Origin of the sequence: Rhodococcus sp. NPDC057529 (genome assembly GCF_042802055.1) — a bacterium.
In the GTDB taxonomy this organism is placed as follows: domain Bacteria; phylum Actinomycetota; class Actinomycetes; order Mycobacteriales; family Mycobacteriaceae; genus Rhodococcus_F.
The window spans coordinates 76,155-89,377 of record NZ_JBHVEY010000012.1 but is presented as its reverse complement, the minus strand read 5'-3'; the positions used below and the strand labels follow the sequence as shown (position 1 = coordinate 89,377).

At 69.0% G+C, this 13,223-nt stretch carries 10 protein-coding genes; all 10 read left to right on the top strand.

Translation table 11 applies throughout. The features are described from left to right. The first annotated feature begins 185 nt into the window (after positions 1-185). The 10 genes from ACFU5V_RS23910 to ACFU5V_RS23865 all read left to right on the top strand — a co-directional run bounded on the left by ACFU5V_RS23910 (position 186) and on the right by ACFU5V_RS23865 (position 13,068). A complete protein-coding gene (locus ACFU5V_RS23910) occupies positions 186-1,823 on the top strand; it encodes a GMC family oxidoreductase (RefSeq protein WP_378702447.1) in 1,638 nt (545 codons plus the stop codon). Continuing rightward, positions 1,820-2,329, top strand: a complete 510-nt coding sequence (locus ACFU5V_RS23905; protein ID WP_378702445.1) for a hypothetical protein — start codon at positions 1,820-1,822, stop codon at positions 2,327-2,329. Before ACFU5V_RS23910 ends, ACFU5V_RS23905 begins: the two co-directional genes overlap by 4 nt. A gap of 118 nt (positions 2,330-2,447) precedes the next feature. Continuing rightward, complete coding sequence (locus ACFU5V_RS23900) at positions 2,448-3,185, top strand: GntR family transcriptional regulator (RefSeq protein WP_378433474.1); 738 nt, start codon at positions 2,448-2,450, stop codon at positions 3,183-3,185. After that, positions 3,178-4,998, top strand: a complete 1,821-nt coding sequence (locus tag ACFU5V_RS23895) for a putative nucleotidyltransferase substrate binding domain-containing protein (protein ID WP_378702443.1) — start codon at positions 3,178-3,180, stop codon at positions 4,996-4,998. Before ACFU5V_RS23900 ends, ACFU5V_RS23895 begins: the two co-directional genes overlap by 8 nt. Then, complete coding sequence (locus tag ACFU5V_RS23890; RefSeq protein ID WP_378433476.1) at positions 4,995-5,639, top strand: PolC-type DNA polymerase III; 645 nt, start codon at positions 4,995-4,997, stop codon at positions 5,637-5,639. Before ACFU5V_RS23895 ends, ACFU5V_RS23890 begins: the two co-directional genes overlap by 4 nt. Positions 5,640-5,833: 194 nt before the next feature. Continuing rightward, positions 5,834-7,306 carry an APC family permease gene (locus tag ACFU5V_RS23885; protein WP_378702441.1) on the top strand — a complete coding sequence of 491 codons (1,473 nt, stop codon included), beginning with the start codon at positions 5,834-5,836 and terminating at the stop codon, positions 7,304-7,306. A gap of 40 nt (positions 7,307-7,346) precedes the next feature. Next, positions 7,347-8,783, top strand: coding sequence for an aldehyde dehydrogenase family protein (locus tag ACFU5V_RS23880; protein ID WP_378702439.1), 1,437 nt, complete (start codon positions 7,347-7,349; stop codon positions 8,781-8,783). 102 nt (positions 8,784-8,885) lie between these two features. Then, positions 8,886-10,313 carry an FGGY family carbohydrate kinase gene (locus ACFU5V_RS23875; protein WP_378702437.1) on the top strand — a complete coding sequence of 476 codons (1,428 nt, stop codon included), beginning with the start codon at positions 8,886-8,888 and terminating at the stop codon, positions 10,311-10,313. Continuing rightward, on the top strand, positions 10,310-11,740 hold the full coding sequence (locus tag ACFU5V_RS23870; RefSeq protein ID WP_378702436.1) for an NAD(P)/FAD-dependent oxidoreductase: 1,431 nt from the start codon (positions 10,310-10,312) through the stop codon (positions 11,738-11,740). The genes ACFU5V_RS23875 and ACFU5V_RS23870 overlap by 4 nt, the downstream gene beginning before the upstream one ends. Beyond that, positions 11,737-13,068: an NAD(P)/FAD-dependent oxidoreductase gene (locus ACFU5V_RS23865; RefSeq protein WP_378702434.1), complete on the top strand. Its 1,332-nt coding sequence runs from the start codon at positions 11,737-11,739 to the stop codon at positions 13,066-13,068. Before ACFU5V_RS23870 ends, ACFU5V_RS23865 begins: the two co-directional genes overlap by 4 nt. Positions 13,069-13,223: the final 155 nt, after the last annotated feature.

Below are 13,223 nucleotides of genomic sequence, written 5' to 3'. Positions count from 1 at the left end.
TGAGCGCCGTGCGCGTATATGTTTGTGGTGCTTAGGTTTCTCCCCCTTTCCCTCCCCCGAACACGCCGGAGGGGGGGGGAACCCTTGTCCCTCTGTCCCCCCCCCCCCACGTCCATTTGACAGCGGACGTGACGCACGCCACTATGACAGAATGTCGACAATTAGACGAAATGAGGTCGACTCCGATGACTTCCACCAGCCACGATGTCACCGAGCACGATTCCGTCGATGTGCTCGTGATCGGCGCGGGTCCGTCCGGCGCGGTGGTCACCCATACGGCCGCGACTGCCGGCCTGAACGTCCTGTGCCTCGAACAGGGCGACTGGGTCAACCCCAGCGATTTCCCCGCCAACCACCCGGAATGGGAATTGCTGATCCAGCACGACTGGGCGCACGACCCGAACGTGCGCGCACTGCCCTCCGATTATCCGGTGGACATCCGCGACTCCGACATGTGGCCGGTGATGTTCAACGCCGTCGGCGGCAGCTCCATCTACTACGGCGCCGAGTGGCCGCGACTGCTGCCCTCGGACTTCCAGGTCAAGACCCTCGACGGCGTCGCCGACGACTGGCCGATCGCCTACGACGACCTCAAGCCGTACCACGACGAGGTCGACGCGTTCATCGGCGTGTCCGGCGTCGACGGTGACACCGCCTATCCCGACGGACTCGAGTACCCGCTGCCGCCGCATCCACTGGGCAAGCCGGGAATGAAGGCCGCCGAGGCGGCGAACAAGCTGGGCTGGCACTGGTGGCCCGGCACCAACGCGATCCCGAGCCAGAAGAACAAGACCCTCGAGCAGTGCGGCCGCTGGGGCGTCTGCGAATGGGGTTGCCCGCAGGGCGCGAAGGCCTCGTTCGATCTGATCTACATGCCGCAGGCGCAGCAGGCCGGTGCACGGGTGCAGACCGGGGCGCGTGTGCGCAGGATCCGAACCGACGACACCGGGCGGGCAACCGGCGCCGAGTGGATCGACCGCGACGGCACCGTCCACTTCCAACCGGCGAAATCGGTCGTCCTGTGCGCCAACGGAATCGGCACACCCCGACTGTTGCTGCTGTCGGCGGACGAGCGCAACCCGGACGGGCTCGCCAACTCCTCCGGGCTGGTCGGCAAGAACCTGATGCTGCACCCGAACTGCACCGCGGTCGGCTACTACGAGGAGAACCTCGAGAGTTGGCGTGGCCCGGCCGGACAGCTGATCCACTCGATGCAGTTCTACGACACCGACACCTCCCGCGGTTTCGTCCGTGGTGCGAAGTTGCACGCGCTGCCGACCCCGGGACCGCTGAACACCATCGAGACCCACCGCCAGCTCGACTTCGACGAGCTGTGGGGACCGGCCGTCCACGACGTGGCCCGCGCGTCGTCGAACGGCATCCTGTGGGCGGCCAACGTGGAGGATCTGCCCGAGGAACACAACCGGGTCACGCTCTCCACGGAGGAGTTCGATTCGGACGGGCTGCCCGCGCCGAAGGTCGAATACCGGGTCAGCGAGAACACCCGCAAGATCCTGAAGTACACCGTCGAGCGGATGGTGGAATTGCACAAGGCGGCAGGCGCCAAGCAGATCATCACCCAGGAACTGTGGGTCGATCAGCCCGGACATCTGCTCGGCACCGCCCGGATGGGCGACGACCCGGCCACCTCGGTCGTCGATTCCTTCGGCCGCAGCCACGACGTCGACAACCTCTACATCGCCGACGGCAGCATCTTCGTCACCTCGGGCTCGGCCAATCCGACCTGCACCATCAGCGCTCTGGCGCTGCGGGTGGGCCGCCGGGTCGCCGACGACGTCACCGCAGGAAGGGCCCAGGCATGAGCACCACACCCATCGAACTGAAGACCTCGGCGCCGCAGCGTCTGTCCGTGCCGGTTCGCACGCTCCGCCCGCCCCGGCAGCTGTCCGAGGACGAGTTGACCATCCTGTTGCGGATCGCGGACAGCCTCATCCCCGAGTCCGGAGAGAATCCCGCCGCCAGCGAGGCGCAGGACTATCTGCGGTATCTCGATCTGGCGCTGGCCGCCCGCGCCGACGTCTTCGACGCGGTCGTCACGGCGATCGACGACGTCGCGGACCTCCAGGGCGACGAACTCCACGCCCGGTTGAAGCGCATGTGGGCCGACGACAAGTTCACGTTCGACCCGCTCTCCGCGATCGTGGCCGGCGCCTACTTCATGACCCCGCAGGTCAAGGCGCTGATCGGGTACCCCGGACAGCACCGGGACGCGGCCGGGTTCGAGGACGCCGCCAACGAGTTGTCGACCGGCATCCTCGACCCGGTGATCGAACGCGGATCCATCTACGTCTCCGCCACCGGGGAGTGAGGCCCCCAGGCGGGTCACCAGCTGATCTACTGTCGACAAGACACCTGCAACCCGAGTAGGACTGATACCACCTCGTCGAGTGAGCAACCACGAGGCCGAAGCAAGAAAGGACAACGGGATGACTCTGTCACCGAATCGTCCGGGGTCGACAGTGGGCCGCGACGAGGGGGAGATTTCCCTCGGACGAATCCAGCAGCGCACCACGCCCGGCACCGTCGCGGGCGTGCTGCGCACCGCCATCCTCGACGGCACCCTCGCCCCCGGCAGCCAGTTGCGGGAGGCACACATCGCGGCCGATCTGGGTGTGAGCCGGGCACCTCTCCGCGAAGCCCTGGGCATCCTCGCCGACGAGGGTCTCGTGGTGAAGATCGCCTACAAGGGCGCCTTCGTCGCCGAGGTCAGCGCGCAGGGCATGGCGGAGATCGCCAGTCTGCGCAAGCGCCTGGAGCCGTATGCGATCGAGCTGGCGATGCCGCGGCTGGCGGCCGGTGGCCGCACGAAGGTCATCCGCGCGTTGCAGGACATGACCCGCGGCGCCGACGACGGCGACATGACCCGAACCATCGACGCCCACATGAGCTTTCACCGGGTGTTCTACGAGCTCTCCGAGCACGGGCTGCTGCTCGATCTGTGGCGCAGCTGGGAATCGCAGTTGCAGCTGTTCCTGTCCGCCGATCACCAGTCGTTCGCCGACCTGCACGACGTGGTCGCCGAGCACGAGCGGCTCCTGGCGATCATCGACACCGGCGACATGGACGCGATCACCCGGGAGATCGATCGTCACGTGCACGGTCCCGCATCGGCCCTGGACGCCGTCGACACCGTGCGCGAGGCCGCTTCCGCCACGCATGCGTGAGTACGTCGACTTCCTGGGCGGTCAGCCGCCGTACGACGAACTCGAGTCGACCGACCTCGACGCCCTGGCCCGCCTGGTCGAGGTCGAGTTCTTCCCGGCCGGGACCCGCATCATCGAGGCCGGCGAATCCCCGTTGTCGCACTTCTACGTGGTGCGCACCGGGGAGGTCGAGGTCGTCGACCGAGGACGGGTGATCGACCTGCTCGGGTCCGGGGAGACGTTCGGGCAGATCTCGGTTTTGTCCGGGCTGCCGCCGCCCCTGGACGTGCGGGCCGCCGAGGACAGCCTCTGCTACCGGTTCCCCGATCCGAGACCGATCCTCGCTCACCCCGAACGTCTGCAATTCCAGCACTACAACACGCTCGTCACCCGGGAACGCCTCACCCGGTCCGGCCTGGTGGATCAGGCACTGCGCGCCGCCCGCCACCAGATGCGACCGGCCGTGTGGTGCCCGGTCGGGGCCACCGTGTCCGAGGCGGCGGCGGTGATCACCGACGCCGCCCAGTCCTACGCCCTCCTCGACCGTGGTGGGGAGATCGGGATCGTCACCGACAGCGACTTCCGGCGCGCCCTCGCGCCGGCGTCGTTCGATCCGCACGCCCCCGTGAGCACCATCGCGTCCTTTCCGGCCGAATCCATCGGCGCCGATGCCCTGGTGGGCGACGCCTTCCTGCGCATGATCGAGTGCGGACTGCACCACCTGGTGGTCCGGGGCGCCGCCGACCGGCCGGTGGGTGTGCTGCGCGTGGTCGACCTCGCCTCCGCCGAGGTCCGCAATCCACTCGTCATCCGCCGCGCCGTGGACGACGCCCACACCGTCGACGAACTCGCCGCGGCGGCCGCATTGCTGCCCGGCACGTGGGTGGAGCTGTACGACACGGGCGTGGCACCGATGCACATCGCCGGACTCCTCTCGGCGGTCGTCGACGCCCTGTTGCAGCGGCTGGTCGAACTCACCGACATCGGTGACGACTGCGTGCCACACCGGACGTCCTGGTTGCTGCTGGGCTCGGTGGCACGCCGGGAGCCGCTCCCCCGCTCGGACGTCGACACCAGCCTGGTCTGGGAAGACCTACCCGGAGAACGCAATCCGGCGCGGAAACTGCAGCGCTGGGCCGGGCGCGTCCTCGACAACATGGAGCGGTGCGGGCTGGAGCGGTGCGTCGACGGCGCCAATGCCACCAACCCGGAGTTCGCCCGCTCCCGCGCCGACGCCGTCTCCACCGCCACGTCGTGGATCCGCAATCCCACCCAACACAACGCACTGCTGCTGTCGTCGATGATCGCGGACAGCCGCCCGGTGACCGGGCTGTCGCTGGGCCGCTCGGTGTCGGATGCGATGCTGGCCACCACCCGGAGTCGCGAGTACCTCTCGGCGCTGCTGCGCTACACCGTCTCGAGCCGCCCGCCGGTGGGTTTCGTCCGCAACTTCGTCGTCGAGCATTCCGGTGCCAATCGGGGCCACCTCGACCTCAAGGCCCGCGGACTGGTCCCGATCGCCTCGCTGGGGCGGTGGATCGCCGTGGTCACCGGCGACGACCGCGGCTCGACGATCACCCGGTTGCGGCGTGGCGGCGCGTCGAACCTGCTGACACCGGACGAGACCGAGGTCCTCGTGCAGGCCTTCGAGTACATCTACGGGCTGATCCTCGGCCGGGAGATCGACGCGATCAAGACCTCCACCGCGGCGACCACCTGGGTGGCGCCGAATCAGCTCGACTCCCTCACCCGTCGTTACCTGCGGGAGGCGTTCCGCGCCGTCGCGGAGGTGCAGAATCGGCTCGAAAGCGAGTGGGTGGCGCGACTGCCATGACAGCGCGCTGGAGACGAAAACGCGAGGACCCTCTGCGAAAACCGTGGCGACAGGTCGAATATCTCGTCGTCGACCTCGAGACCACCGGGCTGGACCTGAAGAGGGACACCATCGTCTCCTACGGCGCCGTCGTCATCCGAGACGGCCGGGTGATCACCGCCGAGAGTGTCTACGACCTGGTCCGCCCGCGGTCGGCGATGTCCCCGGAGGCGATCGCCGTCCACACCCTGCGCCCGGCGGACGTCGCGGACGCCTCACCGCCGGATGCCGCGGCGCGCACTCTGGCCGCGCTGATGACCGACCGGGTGGTCGTCGCACACTCGGCGTGGGTCGAGCATGCCTTCCTCACCCGCGCGTTCCGGGACGCCGGCCTCCGATTTCGGACGCCGCTGATCGACACCGCGGCCCTGGCCCGCGCCTGCGGCACCGTGCCCGCGGCTCGGTGCGGCGACGCGGGTCTCGAATGGCTCGCCACCGCGCTGGGACTACCCGTCGTCGATCCGCACCACGCACTCGGTGACGCCGTCACCACCGCGCAGGTCTTTCTGGTGCTGGCCTCCCGCCTGAGCGGCCGCGGATACGACACCGCCCGGTCCCTGGTCGATCTGACCTGCGGGGACCGGGGTCTGTCGTCGCCCTGAGCGGGCCGTACCCCGGCCGAAACAATCAGTGATTGAGGTCACACGGATCTATGGTAGATTGTCGACAGTTGCTCAAAGAGCGGATAGACTTCCCCTTGTGCGGCTACCCCCGACCCCAGCCTCGCCGCACTGCCGAGGCTTTCTCGACACCGACCAGTGAGGTCAGCATGGCCACAAAACCCGAAGAGCCGACCATGACCACCCAGCCCCCCGCGCCCGGACCCGACTTCGAGTCCGCGCCCACCGGGACGCCCACGGACTCCGACGCCGCGTACCTGGAAAAGCTCGGGTACAAGCAGGAGCTCAACCGCACACTCGGACTCTTCTCCGCGTTCGGAGTGCAATTCACCTCGATCGCGATCGCCTCCGGCATCTTCACCACCCTCATCGTGGGATTCGGATTCTTCGGCCCCGCCTCGTTCTGGTCCTTCCTCGTGGGCGGCGGCCTGCAGGTGTTCACCGTGGGCCTGGCCGTGGCGCAGCTGGTGTCCGCCTACCCGCTGGCCGGCGGCGTCTACCAGATCACCGGCCGGATCACCGGCAAGCCGTGGCTCGCCTGGCAGACCGGGTGGTGGCTGCTCATCGCCCACACGGTCGCCGTCACCACCGTGGCGGTCAGCATTTCCCCGTTCATCGCCGGATGGTTCGGCGTCACGTTCGACGGCCCCGCCGACACCCTGCCCTGGGCGCTGGGCCTGATCGTCCTCGGCACGATCATCAACATCGCGGGCGTCAAGGTCGCCGCGGTGCTCAACAACATCGGCGTCGTCGCCGAGGTGCTCTGCGTCGTCGCACTCGTCGGCGTCCTGCTGGTCGTCAAGCATCCGACCCAGCCGCTGTCCTTCCTGAGCGACTCGGCCGGGACCGCCTCCGGCGGGAACTGGTTCGTCCCGTTCCTGTTCGCGATGATCCTGCCCGCCTACGCGATCTCGTCCTTCGACGCCACCGGCAACGCGTCCGAGGAGACCAAGGACGCTGCCCGCAAGGCCCCGATGGCGTCGGTGATGGCGAACGTGTCGTCCTACGTGGTCGGCGTGTTCATGGTCGCCCTGATCATGCTCGCGATCCAGGACCTGCCCGCGGTGATGGGCAGCGACACCCCGGTCAAGCTGATCCTCGACACCGCCGTCGGCTCCGCGTTCGCCAACATCTTCGAGGCCGTCGCCATCATCGCCCTGTTCGCGGCCCTGGTGATGTTGCAGCTCACCGGAATCCGGGTCCTGTGGTCGCAGGCCCGCGACGGTCAGGTGCCTGCCGCACACTGGCTGCGCAAGGTCAGCGCGCAGCGCATCCCGATCAACGCCACCCTCACCATCTTCGCCCTGTCGGTGATCTTCGCCCTGTGGTCGTCGCTGCTGTCGGTACTGGCCGCCATGACCGCCCTGGCCTGGGGGCTGGCGTACGGCGTCGTGGTCACCGTCGGTCTCTGGGGCCTGCTCCAGCGCAAATTGCCGAAGCACCCGTGGCACTACGGGTTCCTGAGCCCGCTCATCTTCGTCCTGGCCATCGTCTGGTCGGTGGTGCTGTGCGCGCTACTGATCTACTCCGACCCCACCCACGTCGGAATCGGCATGCTGCTGGTGATCCTCTCCGGCGCAGTCGTGTACATGACCATCCCCAAGAGCCGACGCGGCAAGTCCATCGACACCCTGCAAGGCCACCTGTAACCCCACCCGCCGACAAATCGCAACCGAGGAAAGGTTTCACATGTCGTCCCCCATCCAGCTCACCAACATCATCGACGGCAAGGCGGTGACGGGATCATCCGACACGATCCGCACGGTCCTCAACCCCTCCACCGGTGAGGTGGTCGCCGAGCTGACCGAGTCCACGATCGAGGACGCCGACCGGGCGGTCGCCGCCGCCCGCGCCGCCTTCCCCGCGTGGTCCGCCAAGACCCCCGGCGAACGTTCGCAGATCCTGCACGAACTGGCGAATCTGCTCGAGGCCAACCTCGACGAACTCGCCCACCTGGAGACGATCGACGCCGGCAAGCCCACCACCGCGGCCACCGGCGACGAACTGCCCGGGATCGTCGCGGCGTTCCGGCACTTCGCCGGGGCGGGCCGGGCACTGGCCGCCCAGGCCGCCGGCGAATTCGTCGCCGGCAACACCAGCTTCGTCCGGCGTGAGCCCCTCGGCGTCGTTCTCGGCATCACCCCGTGGAACTTCCCACTGTGGCAGGCGGTCTGGAAGCTGGCCCCCGCCCTGGTCGCCGGCAACACGGTCGTGATCAAGCCGGCGGAGCTGACCCCGATCGCCACCACCCGGTTCGCCGAACTCGCGCAGCAGCTGCTGCCCGCCGGTGTCCTCAACGTCGTCCACGGCAAGGGCAGCGTCGTCGGCGATCACCTGGTACGCCACCCCGAGGTCAACCTGGTCTCGTTCACCGGTTCCACCTCGGCCGGTCAGCGCATCGCGGAGGCGGCAGGCGCGACGCCCAAGCGTCTCGTGCTCGAACTCGGCGGCAACGCCCCGGTCGTGATCTACGACGACATCGACCTCGAGGCCGCGCTCCCGATCCTGACCAACGGCATCCTGTTCAACGCCGGCCAGGAGTGCATGTCCGCCACCCGTCTGCTGGTGAGCGAGAAGATCCACGACCGGTTCGTCGAGGCGCTCGCGGCCAGCCTGGCCGCCACCGCGATCGGGGACGCGGCCGACGCGTCGACCGTCCTCGGACCGCTGATCTCCGAAGGCCAGCGCGCCCGGGTCGCCGAGCTCGTCGACCGGCGCCCCGCCCACGCCCGCATCGTCACCGGCGGCAAGGTCGTCGACGGTCCGGGTTACTTCTACGAGGCCACCCTGATCGACGGGCTGCAGCAGGACGACGAGCTGGTCCAGGAGGAGATCTTCGGACCGGTCGCGACGGTGCAGACGTTCACCGACGAAGCCGATGCCCTCGCCAAGGCCAACGCCGTCGAGCAGGGACTTGCCGCCTCGGTGTGGACCCGCGACATCGGCCGCGCTCTGCGGAACGTCAACACCATCGAGTCCGGGGTGGTCTGGGTCAACAACCACATGGCCGTCGGACCCGAAGGCCCGCTGGGCGGCTTCAAGGGCTCCGGCTACGGCAAGGAAGGCGGCGCCGCCGGGCTCGAGGAGTTCACGCGCGTCAAGCAGGTCATCGTCAGCCTCGCCTGACCCGGGCGGACGGGCGTCGACGCGATGGTCTCCAGCGGTATCGAGTCCGGCGCATCCGCGCTGTTCTGATCCCGGCGCTCACACACTCGAAAGGAAGAGATCGTGGCAGTCCTTGCCATCGACCAGGGCACGTCCGGGACCAAGGCGGTCGTCGTTGCCGACGACGGCGACGTCCTCGCCATCGCCGAGAACACCGTGCGCCCCACCTATCTCGCGGCCGGTGGCGTCGAGCAGGATCCGATGGACCTGCTGCACTCCGTCCTGGACGCCGGCCGGAAGGCCGTCACCCAGGCGGGAGTGCCGGTGTCGGCCGTCTCCCTCGCAAACCAGGGCGAAACCGTTCTGGTGTGGGATCCGGAGACCGGACGACCGCTGAGCCCGGCAGTGGTGTGGCAGGACCGCCGGTCGGAAACGCTGTGCCGGGACAAGGCGGCCGCCCGGAGTTGGGTCGAGCAGCGAACCGGATTGGTACTCGACCCGTACTTCTCGGCGCCGAAGATGCAGTGGCTGCGCCGCAACGTCTCCCGCGACGGCGTGGTCACCACCACCGACACCTGGATCGTGCATCAGCTGACCGGCGAATTCGTCACCGACACCGCCACCGCGAGCCGCTCGCTGCTGACCGGTCTCGACACCGGAGGGTGGGATCGGGAACTGCTGGAGCTGTTCGAGCTCGCCGAGGAGCGGTTGCCCGAGATCGTCGGCAACGACGCCCTGGTGGGTAAGACCGATGCCTTCGGCGGGAGCGCCGCCGTGGGCGGGCTGATCGTCGACCAGCAAGCGGCGCTGCTGGCGGAGCGGTGCCTCGATCCCGGAACCGCCAAGTGCACCTTCGGCACCGGAGTGTTCCTGCTCGCCAATACCGGCCGACGCCCGGTGCTCTCGGCCTCCCAGCTCGCCTCCTGCGTGGCGTGGAACGTGCGGGGGCAGACCTCCTACTGCGTGGACGGGCAGGCGTACACCGCCGCGTCGGCGATCCGGTGGATACAGGACCTCGGGCTGATCGCGTCGGCGCGCGACCTCGACGGCACCGCCGCCGAGGATTCCGGAGGCACCTACTTCGTCCCGGCGCTGGCAGGACTGGCCGCACCGTGGTGGCGACCGGACGCGACCGCCTCGTTCACCGGGATGACCCTGTCCACCGGTCGGGCCCAGCTGGTGGCCGCGGTACTGGAAGGCCTGGCGGCGCAGACCGCCGAGCTGGTCTCCGCCGTGGAGGTCGACCTGGGCGGCCCGCTCACCCGGCTGCGCGTCGACGGTGGACTCACCCGGTCGCGGCGGTTGATGCAGGCGACCGCGGACCTGACCCAGATCCCCATCGACGTCTATCCCTCCTCCCACGCGACCGCCCTCGGTGCGGCCGCGTGCGCGCGCCTGGCGATGAATCCCAGCCTGTCCCTTACCGACGCGGTCACCGACTGGACTCCCGCCACCACCTACGAACCTCGCTGGTCACCCGACCGCGCAGCAGATTTCCGACACCACTGGACGTCGGCGGCACACGCGACGCTTCCCCAGGAGAAACGATGACTGACTCACCCACCCCCACCGACTACGACTTCGTCGTCCTCGGTGCCGGCATCGTCGGCTCGGCGATCGCCCGCGAACTGGCCGGATACGACCTCACCATCGCGCTCGTCGAGGCCCGCGACGATGTCGGCGACGGCACCAGCAAGGCGAATACCGCGATCCTGCACACCGGATTCGACGCGAAACCGGGCACCCTCGAATCGCGGATGGTCAGCCGCGGCTACACACTGCTGTCGGCATACGCCGAGCAGACCGGAATTCCCGTCGAACACACCGGGGCGATCCTCGTCGCCTGGAACGACGAGGAGTACGACGCTCTGCCGAGTCTGCGGGACAAGGCCGTCGCCAACGGCTACACCGAGTGCGACATCGTCGACGCCGACACCGTATACGGGATGGTGCCCGACCTCGGCGAGGGCGTCCTCGGCGGTCTGACCGTGCCGGACGAGTCCATCATCTGCACCTGGACGACCAACCTCGCGCTGGCCACCGACGCCGTCACTCGCGGGGCGACGCTGCGGACCGACACGCGTGCGGAGTCGGTGACGGTCGAAGCAGACCGCACCGTCCTGCACACCTCGGCCGGCGACATCACCGCCCGCTGGGTGATCAACGCGGCCGGGCTCGGGGCGGACTTCCTCGATCAGGCGTTCGGCTACAACCGCTTTCACATCACCCCGCGCCGCGGCGAATTGCTCGTCTACGACAAGCTGGCCCGCCCCCTGGTCGACAAGATCGTGCTGCCCGTTCCCACCTCCCGGGGGAAGGGTGTGCTCGTATCGCCGACCATCTACGGCAACGTCATGCTCGGCCCGACCGCAGAGGACCTCACCGACCGGTCGGCGACGGGCACCTCGGCGAACGGGTTCGAATTCCTGCTCGGCAAGGGCGCCAAGCTCCTGCCCCGGCTGCTCGACGAAGAGGTCACCGCCACCTATGCCGGGCTCCGGGCCGCCGCCGACTACGGCGACTACCTCATCGAGGTCGACACCGATCAGCGGTACGTCCTGGTCGGCGGCATCCGGTCGACCGGCCTGACGTCCGGAATGGCCGTCGCCGAGTACGTCGGCGAACTTCTCACCAAGGCCGATGCTCTCGGCGAACCCCGCGCCGAACTGCCGGACCCGCCGTCGATGCCGAACATCGGTGAGGCGTTCACCCGCCCGTACCAGGACGGTGCGCGCATCGCCGCGGACGCCGAATACGGCAAGGTCGTCTGCTTCTGCGAGCGGGTCACGGCCGGTGAGATCCGCGATGCCTACGCCTCGCTCATTCCCCCGGCCGGGCTCGAGGGTCTACGCCGACGCACCCGCGCCATGAACGGCCGATGCCAGGGCTTCTTCTGCGGAGCGGAGGTGGGCACCCTGGCCGAGGGCTACCGATGCGCCGGCCGCTCCGCCACCACGACACCGAAGGAAAACCGATGAGCGTCCCTGCCTCACCACGCACCGTGGTCACGACCGACATCGCGATCGTCGGTGGCGGCCCGGCGGGCCTGTCCGCCGCCACCCGGCTCGGCAAGGTCCACGGCCGCCGCGCCCTCGTCCTCGACCGTGAGAGCCGTGCCGGCGGAATCCCCAGGCACTGCGACCATCCCGGGTACGGCATCCGCGACCTCCACACCTTCATCGGAGGTCCCGCGTACGCCGAGCGCCTGGTCCGGTCGGCGACCGACGCCGGGGCAGACATCCGGACCAACGCGACGGTCACCGCCGTCCACCCCGACGGCGCGCTCGACGTCACCAGCCCGGCCGGGCTGCTGCGGGTGGAGGCGAAGGCACTCGTCCTCGCGACCGGTGCCCGTGAGCGGGCCCGCCCGGCCCGCCTGATCCCGGGTGATCGGCCCGCCGGCGTCTACACCACCGGGCAGTTGCAGAATCTCGTGCACCTGCACCACGGTCGCGTCGGCAACCGGGCCGTGATCGTCGGCGGCGAACTCGTGAGCTGGTCCGCGGCAATGACACTGCGCCACGCCGGCTGCGACACCGTGCTGATGACCACGCAATACCCCTCACCGGAGTCGTACGCCGCCTTCACCATCCCCGGCAAGGCACTGTTCCGGTTCGCGATCGCCACCCGCACCCGCGTCGTCGGCATCATCGGCCGCAAGAACGTCGAAGCCATCGAGATCGAGCACCTCGACACCGGAGTCCGGACGAAGATCGACTGCGACACCGTCATCTTCACCGGCGATTGGATCCCCGACCACGAACTGGCCCGCAGCGCGGGCATCGAACTGGATCCCGGAACCAAGGGGCCGCTCGTCGATACCGCCCTGCGCACCAGCGCTCGCGGCGTCTTCGCCGCCGGCAACGTCCTGCACCCGGTCGACACCGCCGACATCGCAGCGCTCGACGGCACCTTCGTCGCCGATCAGGTGGCCGGCTACCTCGACTCGCATGCGCCCGCTCCCACCGGGGAGGCTCTGCGCATTCTCGCCGAAAAGCCGTTCCGGTGGGTATCTCCCGGCCTGCTGCGCCCGGGCGACCCGGCTCCGCCGCGACAGCGCCTGCTGTTGTGGACGGACACGCTCGTCCGGTTCCCCAAGGTCACCCTCTCCCAGGACGGCCGCGTCGTGACCACCAAGACACTGCCCTGGGCGGCCTCCCCCGGCCGCGTGTTCCGGGTGCCGTGGTCGATCATGCGCGACGTCGACCCGTCGCGAGGACCGGTGACGGTCGGCCTGGCGAACGCAACCCGGACCGCGCCCACACTCAACGGGGTCGGGCAGTTCATCCCGGCCCGCTGCTCCTGACGCACGCCCGCAGCCGCGATCACGTCGTGCGCCCGGCCACCCCGTGCCTTCACCCGCACGCGGGTGACTCGACCGCGAGAAGTGGCTTTACCCGACGTTGACACTGTGTGTGACCCGGACAACAATCACGAACGTCACTTGTCGACAATAGACCG